At 38.2% G+C, this 16,364-nt stretch carries 12 protein-coding genes and 1 pseudogene; all 13 read left to right on the top strand.

Going from position 1 to position 16,364, the window contains the following annotated elements:
* Nucleotides 1-4: 4 nt before the first annotated feature.
* The 13 genes and pseudogenes from C3V42_RS01515 to lpxC all read left to right on the top strand — a co-directional run bounded on the left by C3V42_RS01515 (nucleotide 5) and on the right by lpxC (nucleotide 16,362).
* Nucleotides 5-1,834 carry a penicillin-binding transpeptidase domain-containing protein gene (locus C3V42_RS01515; RefSeq protein ID WP_048954128.1) on the top strand — a complete coding sequence of 610 codons (1,830 nt, stop codon included), beginning with the start codon at nucleotides 5-7 and terminating at the stop codon, nucleotides 1,832-1,834.
* A gap of 9 nt (nucleotides 1,835-1,843) precedes the next feature.
* The gene (gene murE, locus C3V42_RS01510) at nucleotides 1,844-3,310 is read left to right on the top strand and encodes a UDP-N-acetylmuramoyl-L-alanyl-D-glutamate--2,6-diaminopimelate ligase (RefSeq protein WP_048954127.1); all 1,467 of its coding nucleotides are present in this window, start codon (nucleotides 1,844-1,846) and stop codon (nucleotides 3,308-3,310) included.
* A gap of 18 nt (nucleotides 3,311-3,328) precedes the next feature.
* A complete protein-coding gene (murF, locus tag C3V42_RS01505) occupies nucleotides 3,329-4,702 on the top strand; it encodes a UDP-N-acetylmuramoyl-tripeptide--D-alanyl-D-alanine ligase (RefSeq protein WP_048954126.1) in 1,374 nt (457 codons plus the stop codon).
* Nucleotides 4,696-5,778 (top strand): phospho-N-acetylmuramoyl-pentapeptide-transferase, encoded by a 1,083-nt coding sequence (gene mraY / locus C3V42_RS01500; RefSeq protein WP_048954125.1) that lies wholly within the window; start codon nucleotides 4,696-4,698, stop codon nucleotides 5,776-5,778. Before murF ends, mraY begins: the two co-directional genes overlap by 7 nt.
* A gap of 122 nt (nucleotides 5,779-5,900) precedes the next feature.
* Nucleotides 5,901-7,217, top strand: coding sequence for a UDP-N-acetylmuramoyl-L-alanine--D-glutamate ligase (gene murD, locus C3V42_RS01495; protein WP_106013402.1), 1,317 nt, complete (start codon nucleotides 5,901-5,903; stop codon nucleotides 7,215-7,217).
* A 5-nt stretch (nucleotides 7,218-7,222) separates the two neighbouring features.
* On the top strand, nucleotides 7,223-8,407 hold the full coding sequence (ftsW, locus tag C3V42_RS01490) for a putative lipid II flippase FtsW (protein WP_048954123.1): 1,185 nt from the start codon (nucleotides 7,223-7,225) through the stop codon (nucleotides 8,405-8,407).
* Between the two features lie 10 nt (nucleotides 8,408-8,417).
* A pseudogene (murG, locus tag C3V42_RS01485) lies at nucleotides 8,418-9,472 on the top strand (undecaprenyldiphospho-muramoylpentapeptide beta-N-acetylglucosaminyltransferase).
* A 67-nt stretch (nucleotides 9,473-9,539) separates the two neighbouring features.
* Nucleotides 9,540-10,967 carry a UDP-N-acetylmuramate--L-alanine ligase gene (gene murC, locus C3V42_RS01480; protein ID WP_106013401.1) on the top strand — a complete coding sequence of 476 codons (1,428 nt, stop codon included), beginning with the start codon at nucleotides 9,540-9,542 and terminating at the stop codon, nucleotides 10,965-10,967.
* 119 nt (nucleotides 10,968-11,086) lie between these two features.
* Nucleotides 11,087-12,007 carry a D-alanine--D-alanine ligase gene (locus C3V42_RS01475; protein ID WP_106013400.1) on the top strand — a complete coding sequence of 307 codons (921 nt, stop codon included), beginning with the start codon at nucleotides 11,087-11,089 and terminating at the stop codon, nucleotides 12,005-12,007.
* Nucleotide 12,008: 1 nt separating this feature from the next.
* Nucleotides 12,009-12,773, top strand: coding sequence for a cell division protein FtsQ/DivIB (locus C3V42_RS01470; RefSeq protein ID WP_106013399.1), 765 nt, complete (start codon nucleotides 12,009-12,011; stop codon nucleotides 12,771-12,773).
* A gap of 18 nt (nucleotides 12,774-12,791) precedes the next feature.
* Entirely contained in the window at nucleotides 12,792-14,069 is a 1,278-nt protein-coding gene (gene ftsA, locus C3V42_RS01465) for a cell division protein FtsA (protein WP_048954118.1), read from the top strand.
* A gap of 83 nt (nucleotides 14,070-14,152) precedes the next feature.
* On the top strand, nucleotides 14,153-15,412 hold the full coding sequence (gene ftsZ, locus C3V42_RS01460; RefSeq protein ID WP_048954117.1) for a cell division protein FtsZ: 1,260 nt from the start codon (nucleotides 14,153-14,155) through the stop codon (nucleotides 15,410-15,412).
* Nucleotides 15,413-15,444: 32 nt separating this feature from the next.
* Nucleotides 15,445-16,362 (top strand): UDP-3-O-acyl-N-acetylglucosamine deacetylase, encoded by a 918-nt coding sequence (lpxC, locus tag C3V42_RS01455; RefSeq protein WP_106013398.1) that lies wholly within the window; start codon nucleotides 15,445-15,447, stop codon nucleotides 16,360-16,362.
* Nucleotides 16,363-16,364: the final 2 nt, after the last annotated feature.

Below are 16,364 nucleotides of genomic sequence, written 5' to 3'. Positions count from 1 at the left end.
AAAGATGGTTAAATTCAATTCTTCTCGTAAATCAAATAAGTCTAAAAAAACAATTAGAAAATTAACCGCACCTGAAGCCGTGAAACATAACAAACCGAAAATGGTGTTTGATAAATGTTTTATGCGTGGACGTTATATTATTTCGGTATTTTTTGTTTTTCTTGGTTTGTGTGCATTGGTAGCTCGTGCTGGTTATGTCCAATCTATTAATGCTGATACCTTATCTGGCGAGGCAGATAAACGCTCGTTACGTAAAGATGAAATTCTTTCAGTGCGTGGTTCAATTTTAGATCGTAATGGGCAATTATTATCAGTAAGTGTCCCGATGAGTGCAATAGTAGCTGATCCCAAAACGATGTTAAAAGAAGATGCTTTAGCGGATAAAGAGCGTATTAATGCATTAGCACAAGAGATAGGAATGAGTAGCAATGACTTGATTAAAAAAATTGAGAAAAATTCAAAATCAGGTTATTTGTATTTGGCTCGTCAAGTAGAGTCAAATAAAGCAGATTATATTAAAAAATTAAACGTTAAAGGCGTTTTCTTAGAAACTGAACATCGTCGTTTTTATCCACGTGTAGAAGAAGCTGCACATTTAGTTGGTTATACTGATATTGATGGGAATGGTATAGAAGGGATAGAGAAAAGTTTTAATACCATGCTTGTGGGGAAAGATGGTTCACGCACAGTACGTAAAGATAAGCGAGGTAACATTGTTGAACACATTTCTGATGAAAAAAAATATGATGCGCAAGATGTTACGTTAAGTATTGATGAAAAATTACAATCTATGGTGTATCGTGAAATTAAAAAAGCGGTATCAGAAAATAATGCTGAATCAGGTACAGCTGTATTAGTTGATGTTCGTACAGGAGAAGTATTAGCCATGGCTACTGCGCCATCCTATAACCCGAATAATCGTGTTGGCGTTAAATCAGAATTAATGCGTAATCGTGCTATTACGGATACCTTTGAGCCGGGTTCTACTGTAAAGCCTTTAGTTGTGTTAACTGCACTTCAACGTGGTGTAGTTCGTCGTGATGAAGTTATTAATACGGGGTCTTTTACAGTAAGTGGAAAAGAAATTGTAGACGTAGCACCACGTGCGCAACAAACATTAGATGAAATATTAATTAATTCAAGTAACCGTGGTGTAAGTCGCCTTGCGTTACGTATGCCCCCAAGTGCCTTGATGGAAACCTATCAAAATGCAGGTTTAGGTAAGTCGACAGATTTGGGATTGATTGGTGAACAGGCTGGGATTTTAAATGCCAATCGTAAACGTTGGGCGGATATTGAACGTGCAACGGTTTCTTATGGTTATGGTATTACTGCAACACCACTCCAAATAGCTAGAGCTTATGCAACGCTTGGTAGCTTCGGTATTTATCGTCCACTCTCTATTACAAAAGTTGATCCACCTGTAATAGGGAAACGAGTTTTTTCTGAAAAAATCACGAAGGATATTGTCGGTATTTTAGAAAAAGTAGCGATTAAAAATAAGCGAGCGATGGTTGAAGGATATCGTGTTGGTGTAAAAACGGGTACAGCACGTAAATTAGAGAATGGTCATTATGTGAATAAATACGTTGCATTCACAGCGGGGATTGCACCAATTAGTGATCCACGTTATGCCTTAGTCATTTTGATTAACGATCCAAAAGCTGGGGAATATTATGGTGGTGCGGTTTCAGCTCCTGTGTTCTCTAGTATTATGGGTTATGCATTACGTGCTAACGGAATTCCACAAGATGCGGAACCAACAGAAAAAACAATGAAAAGTGCGAAACGCATTGTATATGTTGGTGAGCGTAAGAATGAAAAAATGAATTAAGGAAAAATAATGAAAAAACTCACCGCACTTTTTGATTTACCTGAATTAAAGGATGAGATAGAACTCCATAATATGGTATTGGATAGCCGTAAAGTTAAAACAGGGGATCTTTTTGTAGCAATAAAAGGACATCAAGTCGATGGAAATCAATTTATTGATTCGGCTATTCACTTTGGTGCAAGTGCGGTGCTTTCTGAGACGGAATTATCTAGCGAGCATTTAACAGTAATATTTATTGGGAATGTGCCAGTAGTTAAGTTTTATCAACTTGCACGCCATCTTTCGTTGTTGGCAGATATTTTTTATGATTCGCCTTCTAAGAAATTAACGCTTGTTGGCGTAACTGGGACAAATGGCAAGACTACTATTTCTCAATTATTAGCACAATGGGCGGAGCTATTAGGCCATCGTGCGGCAGTAATGGGAACAATTGGTAATGGACTTTTAGGTGCCGTAGTTGAGGCTAAGAATACGACAGGGTCTGCGGTAGAACTTCAGTCTTCCCTTGCCAAATTTAGACAAGATGGAGCCGATTTCGCTGCAATTGAGGTTTCATCACATGGTTTAGCCCAATATCGAGTAGAAGCATTACATTTTAAGGCCGCTATTTTTACAAATCTAACTCGTGATCATCTTGATTATCATCAAACAATGGAAAATTATGCTTCCGCTAAAAAACGCTTATTCACCGAATTAGATACGCAAATTAAAGTGATTAATGTGGATGATGAGATTGGCTGCCAATGGTTAAGTGAATTGCCTGATGCGATTGCAGTTAGTACAAGCACCGATTTCCAAGCAAACTCACATCAATGGATGAAGGCAACAAATATCCACTATCATGCTCAAGGCGCAGAGATTACTTTTGAATCTAGCTGGGGTAATGGCGTATTGCATAGTCCATTAATCGGTGCTTTCAATGTAAGCAATTTGTTATTAGTGATGACCACGTTATTATCATTTGGTTACCCATTGGAAAATTTACTCGCTACGGCGAAATCTTTGAAAGGAGTATGTGGAAGAATGGAAATGATTCAGTATCCAAACAAGCCAACGGTCATCGTTGATTATGCTCACACCCCTGATGCATTAGAGAAGGCATTACTTGCAGCACGGGAGCACTGTCAAGGTGAATTATGGTGCATTTTTGGCTGTGGCGGTGATCGCGATCGAGGTAAACGTCCATTAATGGCAAAAGTGGCAGAACAATTTGCTGATAAAGTTATCGTGACAAAAGATAACCCGCGATCAGAGCCTTATAAACAAATTGAGGATGATATTGTTTCTGGTTTTATTAATATGGATAAAGTGGGTATTATTCCTGATAGAGAACAAGCTATCCAATTTGCAATTGAAAGTACTATTGAAAATGATGTAATTTTAATTGCGGGTAAAGGTCATGAGCATTATCAAATTATTGGTAATGAAGTGATTTCATTTTCTGATCAAGATGTAGCACATGATTTTTTAAAGTAAAATAATAACAATTAAATTATGATTAAACTCTCTACTGAACAATTAGCACAGATTCTTCAAGCTAAATTAATTGGCGATAAAAATGTGCAAGTTGAAGAAATTAATACAGATACCCGAAAAAGTGTATCAAATAGTTTATTTTTTGCGTTGAAAGGCGAAAAGTTTGATGCTCACCAATATCTTGAACAAGCGGTAGTACAAGGTGCGGTAGCCGTTGTTGTTCAGCAAGAAAATTCTTCCATTTCTGTTCCACAACTGGTGGTTAAGGATACTCGAATTGCTTTGGGCGAACTTGCAAAATGGTTACGTGAGAAAATTAATCCGCGTACTGTCGCGATGACAGGGTCTTCTGGTAAAACTACGGTAAAAGAAATGACGGCGAGTATTTTGCAACATACTGCTGGTGATTCGGAAGCAATACTTTTTACCAATGGTAATTTTAATAATGATATTGGTGTGCCTTTAACCCTTCTTCGCTTAACAGAAAAACATCGTTTCGCTGTGATCGAACTTGGTGCAAATCATCAAGGTGAAATTGATTACACCACAAAATTAGCTCAACCTGATGCCGCATTGATTAATAATATTGCGCCTGCGCATTTAGAGGGCTTTGGTTCTTTAGAGGGCGTTGCACAAGCTAAAGGTGAGATTTATCGTGGTTTAACATCGAATGGCGTGGCGATTATTAATGCAGAACATAACCATTTAGATTTTTGGCAAAAAGAAATCGGTGAACATGAAATTCAATATTTCAACGGTAAAGATTATTCTGCAAAAAATATTCATCATACTGCTCAAGGCTCCACTTTTACACTTATTTCCCCACAAGGTGAAATGGAGATTAACTTACCTTACCTTGGTGAACATAATGTAAAAAATGCCTTGGCTGCTACCGCACTTGCGATGAATGTCGGTGCAACCCTTACGGATGTAAAAGCTGGATTAGAACAACGTTCACAAGTGAAAGGACGTTTATTCCCAATTCAAGTAACGCCTAATTTATTGTTATTAGATGATACTTATAACGCAAATAAAGATTCTCTGTGTGCTGCGATTGATGTTTTAAAAAGTTATGAAGCTTTCCGTATTTTGTGTGTCGGTGATATGAAAGAGTTGGGGGAAAACTCTCTCGCTATTCACCGTGAAGTAGGACAACATGCCAACTCGGCAAATTTAAATTTAGTTTGTTCTTATGGCAACGAAAGTGCGGTTATTTCTGAGGCTGTTTCGGGTAAGCATTTTACTGATAAGGTGGAAATGGTTGATTTTCTTGTGCCATTGATTGAAACACAATTACAACAAAATAACAAAGTCGTGGTGCTAGGAAAAGGCTCGCGCTCAATGAAAATGGAAGATGTGATTTATTCATTAAAGGATAAAATTAAATGTTAGTCTGGCTTGCTGAATATCTTATTCGTTATGAAACCGCATTTAATGCGATTTCTTATATTACCGTCCGTGCAATTCTTGCATTATTAACCGCACTTTTTATCTCACTTTGGATTGGTCCAAAAGTGATCAAACGTTTACAGATCTTAAAGTTTGGCCAAGAAGTGCGAAATGATGGTCCTGAAAGTCACTTTGCAAAAAAAGGCACCCCTACTATGGGCGGAGTGATGATTTTATTCTCTATTGGCGTAAGTACGTTATTATGGGCAAATCTTGCTAATCCTTATATTTGGGTTTGCTTATTTGTATTATTTGGATATGGTGCAATTGGTTTTGTGGATGATTTCCGTAAAATTACCCGTAAAAACACGGATGGTTTGATTGCGCGTTGGAAATATTTTTGGATGTCTGTTGTGGCATTAGTGGCAATCCTTTGGCTTTATTGGCTTGGCCACGACACTGATGCCACCCGTTTAGTGATTCCATTCTTTAAAGACATTATGCCTCAATTAGGTTTGTTCTATATTGTGTTGTCTTACTTTGTGATTGTTGGAACCGGTAATGCGGTGAATTTAACAGATGGTTTGGATGGATTGGCGATAATGCCAACCGCGCTTGTCGCAGGTGCGTTTGCGTTAATTGCATGGGCGACGGGTAACGTGAATTTCGCAGAATACTTGCACATCCCATACATTAAATATAGTTCTGAGGTGGTTGTATTTTGTACAGCCATTGTTGGTGCAGGGCTAGGATTCTTATGGTTCAATACTTATCCAGCACAAGTCTTTATGGGCGATGTAGGTTCCCTTGCATTAGGCGGCGCGCTTGGTGTCGTGGCAATCCTAGTTCGTCAGGAATTTTTGCTTGTGATAATGGGCGGGGTGTTTGTTGTTGAAGCGCTCTCTGTTATTTTGCAAGTGGGATCTTATAAGTTACGCAAACAACGCATTTTTAGAATGGCACCGATTCACCATCATTTTGAATTGAAGGGATGGCCAGAGCCAAGAGTCATTATTCGGTTTTGGATTATTTCCTTAATGTTGGTGTTGATGGGATTGGTAACCTTGAAGTTACGTTAATAAATATAGCTAGGTTCGCTCTTTCAGTTTTTGAAAGGGCGACCTTTTTACGTTAGTAAAGGAAATTTATATTTCCATCCATAATATAATTTTAGAATTTATAGCAATTAAGAAGAAAGAAAATGAACGCCTATCAAAACAAAAATATTACTATCATCGGGCTTGGCAAAACAGGTCTTTCTTGCGTGGATTATCTCTTATCCCAACAGGCTAATATTCGAGTGATTGATACCCGAAAAAATCCTACTGGTGTTGATAAACTTCCTCAAAATATCCCTCTTCATACTGGTAGTTTAAATCAGGAATGGTTACTGGAAAGCGATATGATCGTTATCAGCCCAGGGCTTGCGGTAAAAACACCTGAAATTCAAACCGCACTTAAAGCTGGCGTAGAAGTAATTGGTGATATTGAATTATTCTGCCGTGCGGCGACGAAGCCAATTGTCGGGATTACCGGTTCAAATGGAAAAAGTACTGTGACTACCTTGGTTTATGAAATGGCGAAAGCTGCTGGTGTGAAAGTTGGTATGGGGGGAAATATTGGGATTCCCGCTTTGTCATTGTTGAATGAAGATTGTGAACTTTATGTATTAGAGCTGTCTAGTTTTCAGCTTGAAACAACTTACAGCTTAAAATCTGCGGCTGCAACTGTCTTAAACGTGACTGAAGATCATATGGATCGTTATGTGGATTTAGAAGATTATCGCCAAGCAAAATTACGCATTTATCATAATGCTGAGGTCGGCGTTTTGAATAATGAGGATAAGCTGACTTTTGGTGAAGATGAAAATCAAGCGAAACAAACCATTTCTTTTGCGGAAAAGTCAGCAGATTATTGGCTAAAAACGGAAAACGGCAAGCAATACTTAATGGCAAAAGATGAAGTAATTTTGCCTTGTGAAGAAGCAACATTAGTCGGTCGCCATAATTATATGAATATTTTGGCGGCAACGGCATTGGCACAAGCTGTTGGTATTAATTTAGATTCAATTCGTACCGCACTTCGTCATTTCAAAGGGCTAGACCATCGTTTTCAATTAGCGTATCAGGCTAATGGCATTCGTTGGATTAATGATTCTAAAGCAACAAATGTGGGGAGTACAGTTGCCGCATTAGCTGGCCTTTATGTGGAAGGCAAATTGCATTTGTTGTTAGGCGGTGATGGAAAAGGAGCTGATTTTTCAGAATTAGCTGAATTAATTAATCAACCACACATTATTTGTTATTGTTTTGGTCGAGATGGTTCACAATTAGCGAAACTTTCTCCACAAAGTCACTTATTTGAAACAATGGGGCAGGCAATTGAATTTTTACGCCCTATATTGTGTGTAGGTGATATGGTATTATTGTCTCCTGCTTGTGCAAGTTTAGATCAGTTTACCTCTTTTGAAAAACGTGGTGAAGAATTTACACGTTTGGCTCAACTTAATAACGTATAGAATATATGGAATTATTACAAAAGCTCAAAAAAAATTACGATGAGTGGACTCGTATTACCCCACAAGGACTATTATATGATCGTGCTCTATTCTGGCTATTTGTAATTTTGCTTTTGATTGGTCTTATTGCAGTGACATCCGCTTCCATTCCTTATAGCTCAAGACTATTCAATGATCCGTTTTACTTTGCCAAACGTGATGCACTCTATGTCTGCTTATCTTTAGCAACTTGCTACAGCATGTTGTATTTACCTTCTGAAAGGTTAGAAAGATGGCATGCAAAAATTTTCTGGGTTGCGGTAGTATTGCTCGTAGCTGTGTTATTTATTGGCACTTCGGTAAACGGTGCTAAACGTTGGATTTCTTTAGGTATTTTGAATTTTCAGCCTGCAGAATTTGCAAAATTAGCCCTAACTTGTTTTTTAGCAAGCTATTTTACTCGTCGTTATGATGAAGTACGTGGTCGTAAATTTAGTGCGGTGAAGCCATTTATTGTTATGGGTGTAATGGGGATGTTCCTGTTGGTTCAGCCAGATATGGGAAGTACCGTGGTGCTCTTTGTAATAACTTTCTGTATGCTATTTATTGTTGGCGCACACTTTTTTCAATTTGTTTTATTAGTGGCTACAGGGGGGGTACTAGGTGCATGGTTGATTATTTCAGCATCTTATCGTTTGAAACGATTTACAGGTTTTTTAGATCCTTTTAAAGATCCATACGGTACAGGTTTCCAATTAACTAATTCTCTTATGGCATTTGGTCGAGGTGAGATTACTGGTGAGGGACTGGGTAATTCAATTCAAAAACTAGATTATTTACCCGAAGCGCATACAGACTTTATCATGGCGATTATTGGCGAAGAGTTTGGCTTGATTGGTATTATTATTGTTGTCACTTTATTGGGATTACTTATATTTCGCGCTTTGAAAATTGGTAAAGAGTCTTTGATATTAGAGCAACGTTTTCGAGGTTTTTTTGCATTAGGAATTGGCTTTTGGATTTTTTTCCAAGGATTTGTCAATTTAGGTATGGCTCTTGGCATGTTACCAACTAAAGGTTTAACTTTCCCTCTTGTCAGCTATGGTGGCTCTAGTATTATTATTATGTCAGCAACGATTGGTATTTTATTACGTATAGATCATGAAAATCGCCTACTCCGAGCTGGCCAAGCACGTTTGCGTGATGATTAGAGACATAAAGATGAAAAATAAAAAATTATTAGTAATGGCCGGTGGAACTGGCGGACATGTTTTTCCAGCAATAGCTGTCGCACAAACTTTACAGAAACAAGGATGGGATATTTGTTGGTTAGGTACAAAAGATAGGATGGAGGCCCAGCTTGTACCTAAGTACGGTATTCCAATTTATTTTATTCAAATTTCTGGATTGCGTGGTAAAGGCTTAAAAGCCTTACTTACTGCACCTTTTGCTATTTTACGCGCAATCCTACAAGCAAAAAAATTATTCAACATGAGAAACCTGATGCCGTACTTGGTATGGGCGGATATGTGTCAGGTCCTGGTGGTATTGCTGCGAAGCTTTGTGGTGTACCAGTTATTTTGCATGAGCAAAATGCGATAGCGGGATTAACGAATAAGTGGTTAGCTAAAATTGCGAAGCGTGTATTGCAGGCTTTTCCAACGGCTTTTCCAAATGCAGAGGTTGTTGGGAATCCTGTTCGACAAGATTTATTTCAGATGTCTAATCCTGAAATCCGTTTTTCTGAACGTGGGGATAAATTACGTGTTTTAGTGGTAGGGGGAAGCCAAGGGGCGAGAGTATTGAATCATACGTTACCAAAAGTTTTCTCTAAACTCGAGAATAAATTAGATATTCGCCATCAAGTAGGGAAAGGTGTAGTAGATGAAGTGAAAGCGCTTTATGCAGAAAATGCTCATCGAGTTAAAATAACAGAGTTTATTGATGATATGGCAGAAGCTTATTCTTGGGCGGATGTGGTGATTTGTCGTTCAGGTGCATTAACGGTTTGCGAAATTGCCGCAGTTGGTGCAGCAGCCATTTTTGTACCTTTCCAACATAAAGATCGCCAGCAATATTTGAATGCTAAATATTTGGCTGATGTTGGTGCCGCAAAAATTGTGGAGCAAGTTGATTTAACGCCTGATATTTTGGTGAACTATTTGAAAAATTTCTCACGTGAAAATTTATTGCAAATGGCAATCAAAGCAAAAGAAATGGCGACACCATTATCAGCACAACGAGTTGCAGATGTAATCATTGAAAATTCAAAGTAATAACAAAAACATTGTGAGTTTTAACCGCACTTTAGTATTTTGCCGATAGGTCAAAAAGGAAATATAAATGAAACATTCCCACGAAGAAATTAGAAAAATTATTCCTGAAATGCGCCGTGTACAACAAATCCATTTTATTGGTATTGGTGGTGCGGGAATGAGTGGTATCGCTGAGATTTTATTAAATGAGGGCTATCAAATCTCTGGTTCAGATATTGCCGATAGCGTTGTTACTCAACGTTTAGTGCAGGCTGGGGCGCAAATTTATATTGGTCATGCCGTAGAGAATATAGAAGGCGCAAGTGTTGTTGTTGTGTCAAGTGCGATTCATGAAGATAATCCTGAGCTTATTGCTGCTAAGGAGAAACGTATCCCAGTTATTCAACGCGCACAAATGCTAGCTGAAATTATGCGTTTTCGTCATGGTATTGCTGTTGCAGGAACACACGGGAAGACGACTACCACTGCTATGATTTCCATGATTTATACCCAGGCAAAACTTGATCCAACCTTTGTAAATGGAGGATTGGTAAAATCTGCGGGTAAAAATGCGCATCTTGGTGCGAGTCGCTATTTAATTGCGGAGGCGGATGAAAGTGATGCTTCATTTTTACATTTGCAACCTATGGTTTCAGTGGTGACTAATATGGAACCCGATCATATGGATACGTATGAAGGCGATTTTGAGAAAATGAAAGCGACCTATGTCAAGTTTCTACATAATTTACCATTCTATGGTTTAGCCGTGATGTGTGCAGATGATCCTGTATTAATGGAACTTGTACCAAAAGTTGGCCGTCAAGTCATTACCTATGGGTTCAGTGAGCATGCGGATTATCGCATTGAAGATTATGAACAGACTGGTTTCCAAGGACATTATGTAGTGATTTGTCCAAATGGTGAACGTATCAATGTATTATTAAATGTGCCAGGTAAACATAATGCCTTAAATGCAACGGCAGCATTGGCGGTAGCAAAAGAAGAAGGTATTGATAATGAAGCTATCTTAGAAGCATTAGCTGATTTCCAAGGGGCTGGTCGCCGATTCGATCAATTAGGTGAATTTATTCGTCCTAATGGAAAGGTACGTTTAGTAGATGATTATGGCCATCACCCAACAGAAGTTGGTGTAACCATTAAAGCTGCACGAGAAGGATGGGGCGATAAACGAATTGTGATGATTTTCCAACCTCATCGTTATTCTCGTACTCGAGATTTATTTGATGATTTCGTTCAGGTACTTTCTCAAGTTGATGCGTTAATTATGCTTGATGTTTATGCAGCAGGAGAAGCCGCAATTGTCGGTGCGGATAGTAAATCACTTTGCCGTTCTATTCGTAATTTGGGAAAAGTTGATCCAATTTTAGTTTCTGATACATCACAATTAGGTGATGTGCTTGATCAAATTATTCAAGACGGTGATTTAATTCTAGCGCAAGGTGCGGGAAGTGTGAGTAAAATTTCTCGTGGTTTGGCTGAATCTTGGAAAAATTAATATAGGCTCTTGGTTATTTATAATCATCCTCTGTTGAGGAACGGCTACATTTCCCATGAAATAGAACAGAAAGAAATCTAGGATATATTTTCCCTAGGTAATGACGAATAGGATAAAAAATGAACTTAAAAAAAGAAAAAATTGCTGTATTACTAGGCGGTACATCTGCTGAGCGAGAAGTGTCTCTTCAATCAGGGAAAGCCGTATTAGAAGCTTTATTGAATCAGGGGTATAACGCTCATCCAGTAGATCCTAAAGAATACCCTGTTGCAAACCTTAAAAATGATGGTTTTGATCGAGTATTTAATATTTTACACGGTCGTGGTGGTGAAGATGGCACAATGCAAGGTTTATTAGAGCAAATTGGTTTGCCTTATACTGGTTGTGGCGTGATGGCTTCTGCGTTGACGATGGATAAAATGCGTACAAAAATGCTATGGAAGGCGTTTGGTTTACCTGTCGCTGAAATGGAAGTGGTTACGCGTGAAACTTTTAATAATCTTAATTCTGAAGAGGTTGTGGCAAGACTGGGCTTACCATTAATGGTAAAACCGTCTTTAGAAGGATCTAGTGTGGGATTAACAAAAGTGAAAACCGTAGAAGCTCTAAAAAGTGCGGTAGAATTTGCCCTTAAATTTGATAATACAATTTTGATTGAAGAGTGGCTTGCTGGAGATGAGTTAACTGTACCGGTATTAGATGGAAAGGTTTTACCTGCTATTCGTATTGTACCTGAAGGCGAGTTTTATGATTATGAGGCAAAATACATTTCAGATAATACACAATATTTTTGCCCTGCAGGTTTAACGCCTGAACGTGAACAAGAATTAGCGTTATTAGTGAAACGTGCTTATGATGCAGTAGGTTGTCGTGGTTGGAGCCGTATTGATGTCATGTGTGATTCAAAAGGTAATTTCCGTTTAGTGGAAGTGAATACAAACCCAGGTATGACTAGTCATAGTTTATTTCCTAAATCAGCTGCGACAGTCGGGATTTCTTTTGAGCAACTTGTCGTGAAAATTTTGGAGTTAAGTGCATAATATGAACATTCTGAAAGGGAATACACCACAGAATATTCGTTTTGGCGAAAAAAAGTCCAAGTATTATTTTCACATCCGGGCTTTCTTTGCTTTGTTAGGCGCTTTGCTTGTGTTTAGCGTATATATTAATTGGCAAACACTTTTAGAAAAAATGGATGACAAACCCATGGGGGCATTTGCACTTATGGGGCAGAAAACATTTACGACAGATCCAGATATAAAAGAAAGTCTATTAAAAATGGGATCGTTAAAAGGCTTCTGGGGACAGGATGTTGAGCCTATTCAGGCTCAAATAGAAGCTTTGCCTTGGGTTAAGAATGCAGTTGTTCGGAAAATATGGCCAAATCGTTTAAGCATTTGGGTAACTGAATATCAGCCTGTAGCATTTTGGAATCATAACCAGTTAGTCACACAAGATGGTGTTGTATTTCAGCTTCCTTTTGAAAGGTTGAATAAGCAAACGTTACCTTATTTAGGAGGGCCAGATTATCAAAGCTTAAAAGTTTTGGAGGCATGGAATCAAATTTATGCTGATTTTAAAGCCAAGAATTTAATGGCAAAAGGCATGACAATTGATGAGCGTGGTGCATGGCAGGTTACGCTTGATAATGATATTGTGTTAAGATTAGGCAGAGGTGAGTGGAAATCGAAACTGGAGCGCTTTGTAACGATTTATCCACAAATTGATGTACCAGAAAATAAAAAAATAGATTATGTAGATTTACGATATACGGCAGGTGCTGCTGTAGGTATGGCAGATAAATAAAAATAACTAGGTGCAAAAATGGTTAAAGGTGTGGAAGCAAAAACGATTGTAGGATTAGAAGTTGGCACGTCAAAAGTTGTCGCAGTTGTTGGGGAAGTTTTCCCTGATGGTGTGGTAAATGTTCTTGGGATGGGAAGTTGCCCATCAAAAGGTATTGATCGTGGCAGTATTACTGATCTTGATGCTGTCGTCAATTCGATTCAACGTGCGATTGAAGGCGCTGAATCCATGGCAGACTGCCAAATTATGAGTGTGACTTTAGCAATTACAGGTGAGCATATTCAAAGCTTAAATGAAAGCGGCTTTGTCCCTATTTCTGATCGCGAAGTAACACAAGATGAAATTGATGCAGCACTTCACACTGCAAGTTCGATTAAATTGCCAGAAGGATTATCTTTATTACATATTATTCCACAAGAATATGCAGTAGATCGTCAATTTAATATCAAGAATCCTCTTGGTTTACAAGGTGTTCGATTAAAAGCTCAAGTGCACTTAATAGCTTGCCATCAAGATTGGCAAAATAACTTAAAAAAAGCTGTTGAACGTTGTGGTTTACAGGTTGATAAAGTTGTATTTTCTGGTTTTGCTGCTACCCATTCAGTATTAACTGAAGATGAAAAAGATTTAGGGGTATGCTTAATTGACTTTGGCGCAGGTACAATGAATGTGATGGTTTATACTAATGGTGCTTTGCGTTTTAGTAAGGTAATTCCTTATGCTGGGAATATTGTGACAAATGATATTGCACACGCTTGTACCATTTCTCGTGCAGAAGCTGAGCGTGTTAAAGTTAATTATGCAAGTGCATTTTATCCAGCACGTTTGCATGGCGATAAAAAAATTGAAGTGGCAAGTATTGGTGGTCGAGCACCTCGTTCTTTAACTAAAAGTGATTTATCCTTAATTACATCTGCGCGTTATACTGAACTTTTAGGTGTAGTAAAAGATGAATTAGATAAATTAAAAAAAGAATTAGAAGCAAAACATATTAAATTTGAATTAATTGCAGGTGTTGTGATTACCGGCGGTGGCGCACAAATTGAAGATTTAAAAGAATGTGCTTCAGATGTATTTAATTGCCAAGTACGTATTGGTAGCCCGTTAAATATTACTGGTTTAACGGATTATGTTAGTCGTCCACAATATTCTACAGTAGTAGGATTATTACAATATAATCAAAGCAATAGTGATGATGATTTAATTTCGGGTAGTGATGATTCAGAGAGTGGTGTTTGGCAGCCAATTTGGCAAGGAATTAAAAAAATTGTCAATAAAGTGCGGTCAGAATTTTGATTATTTTGATTTTTCATCTACAATAAAGAGAATTTAGGTTTTATATATTGGGTCAGTTTGTCTGATCATAACGGAGAACATCAATGCTATACCCTGAGTACCCTGAGTACGACAATTTTAACGAGTCCGGCGCACTGATTAAAGTCGTAGGTGTGGGAGGCGGTGGCGGTAATGCCGTCAACCATATGGTTATGAATATGGTGAAACAAGAAATGGGTGGTACCTACTTAGGGGAAAGCACATTAACATCGGAAGAGCATGGCCGCATTATTTTCTATGCAGTAAATACTGATGCACAAGCTCTACGTAAAAGCCATGTTCAACAAACTGTACAAATTGGTGGAGAGACGACTAAAGGTTTAGGTGCAGGGGCAAATCCAAATATTGGCCGTAAAGCAGCGGAAGATGATCAAGAAGAAATCCGTAAAATGCTTGAAGGTGCTGATATGGTCTTTATTGCAGCTGGTATGGGTGGCGGTACAGGTACGGGGGCGGCGCCTGTTGTAGCGAGAATTGCAAAAGAATTAGGTATTTTAACCGTAGCAGTTGTTACTAAGCCGTTTGCTTTTGAAGGCAAAAAACGTATGCAATTTGCTGAATTGGGTATTAAAGATTTAGCGCAATATGTTGATTCAATGATTATTATCCCAAATCAACAAATTCAAAAAGTTCTCCCTAAAAACGCTAAATTAATTGATGCATTTGCTGCAGCAAACGATGTATTACGTAATTCTGTAATGGGTATTTCAGATATGATTACCTCACCAGGTTTAATCAACGTAGACTTTGCTGATGTAAGAACTGTTATGTCAGAAATGGGACAAGCCATGATTGGCTTTGGTTCTGCTGTTGGTTCAGCGGGTGAAGGGCGTGCTGAAGAAGCCGCTCGTATTGCCGTACGTAATGATTTATTAGAGAAAATCGATCTTTCAAATGCAAAAGGTATTTTGGTGAATATCACTGCTGGTATGGATCTTTCTTTCGAAGAATTTAATATTGTTGGTGAAACGGTGGGTAGTTTTGCTTCTGAAGATGCGACTGTAGTGATTGGTACCAGCTTAGTGCCTGAAATGACGGACGAAATCCGAGTGACTATTGTTGCAACAGGATTGGGAGACATATCAGTTAATGAACCAATTCAAGTTGTTCGCCCAGTGCGCCAGCCACAAGATGTAAATATTGTGCCAGATATTCGTCGTCCGGAACCGGTTGAAGAAACTAAAACAGTAGAAGAGGAATATCATCGTCCGCTTGATAAACCTATTACAGATCGTTTAGATATGTTTAAAAACAATGCTTTCTTTAACCCAGCAGCACAACGTGATGAAAATTCATCAAATTGATATAGTATTGCCTGAAATTAAGGGTAAATAATATGATTAAACAAAGAACATTAAAACAAAGCATTAAGGTCACTGGTGTGGGCTTGCATAGTGGCAAAAAGGTAACATTAACTTTACGCCCTGCAATGCCAAATACAGGGGTTGTATATTACCGTACAGATTTAAATCCAGCTGTGGCATTTCCTGCTGATCCTAATTCTGTGCGTGATACTATGCTTTGTACTGCCTTAATAAATGAGAAAGGTGTGCGTATTTCAACAGTTGAGCATTTAAATGCTGCATTAGCAGGCCTTGGTATTGATAATATTATTATTGAAGTCGATGCTCCAGAAATTCCTATTATGGATGGTAGTGCAAGCCCATTTATTTATTTATTATTGGATGCGGGTATTGAAGAACAAAACGCAGCGAAGAAATTTATTCGTATTAAAGAATATGTACGTGTAGAAGACGGTGATAAGTGGGCTGAATTTAAGCCTTATAATGGTTTCCGCTTAAATTTCACTATTGATTTTGATCATCCTGCGATTGGTAAAAACGTACGTAATTATGATATGGAATTTTCGGCTCAAGCATTTGTTCATCAAATAAGCCGAGCAAGAACCTTTGGTTTTATGAAAGATATTGAATATCTCCAATCTCAAGGTCTGGCATTAGGCGGTAGCCTTGATAATGCCATCGTATTAGATGATTATCGTATTCTTAACGAGGATGGATTACGTTTCAAAGATGAATTAGTACGCCATAAAATGTTAGATGCGATCGGCGATCTTTACATGGCTGGCTATAACATCATTGGTGATTTCAAAGCTTATAAATCAGGACATGGTTTGAATAATAAATTGCTTCGCGCTGTTTTAGCTAATCAAGAAGCGTGGGAATTTGTCACCTTTGAAGATAAAGCTCAAGTACCGCAAGGGTATGTAGCGCCTGTTCAAGTATTGATTTAATT

Source organism: Haemophilus sp. oral taxon 036 (assembly GCF_002998595.1).
GTDB classification, from domain to species: Bacteria; Pseudomonadota; Gammaproteobacteria; order Enterobacterales; family Pasteurellaceae; genus Haemophilus; species Haemophilus haemolyticus_K.
This window is presented reverse-complemented; position numbering and strand designations above follow the sequence as displayed.

Coding starts and splice junctions, on each gene's coding strand:
- C3V42_RS01515 (WP_048954128.1), top strand. CDS start 5: ATGGTTAAATTCAATTCTTCTCGTAAATCAAATAAGTCTAAAAAAACA.
- murE (WP_048954127.1), top strand. CDS start 1,844: ATGAAAAAACTCACCGCACTTTTTGATTTACCTGAATTAAAGGATGAG.
- murF (WP_048954126.1), top strand. CDS start 3,329: ATGATTAAACTCTCTACTGAACAATTAGCACAGATTCTTCAAGCTAAA.
- mraY (WP_048954125.1), top strand. CDS start 4,696: ATGTTAGTCTGGCTTGCTGAATATCTTATTCGTTATGAAACCGCATTT.
- murD (WP_106013402.1), top strand. CDS start 5,901: ATGAACGCCTATCAAAACAAAAATATTACTATCATCGGGCTTGGCAAA.
- ftsW (WP_048954123.1), top strand. CDS start 7,223: ATGGAATTATTACAAAAGCTCAAAAAAAATTACGATGAGTGGACTCGT.
- murC (WP_106013401.1), top strand. CDS start 9,540: ATGAAACATTCCCACGAAGAAATTAGAAAAATTATTCCTGAAATGCGC.
- C3V42_RS01475 (WP_106013400.1), top strand. CDS start 11,087: ATGAACTTAAAAAAAGAAAAAATTGCTGTATTACTAGGCGGTACATCT.
- C3V42_RS01470 (WP_106013399.1), top strand. CDS start 12,009: ATGAACATTCTGAAAGGGAATACACCACAGAATATTCGTTTTGGCGAA.
- ftsA (WP_048954118.1), top strand. CDS start 12,792: ATGGTTAAAGGTGTGGAAGCAAAAACGATTGTAGGATTAGAAGTTGGC.
- ftsZ (WP_048954117.1), top strand. CDS start 14,153: ATGCTATACCCTGAGTACCCTGAGTACGACAATTTTAACGAGTCCGGC.
- lpxC (WP_106013398.1), top strand. CDS start 15,445: ATGATTAAACAAAGAACATTAAAACAAAGCATTAAGGTCACTGGTGTG.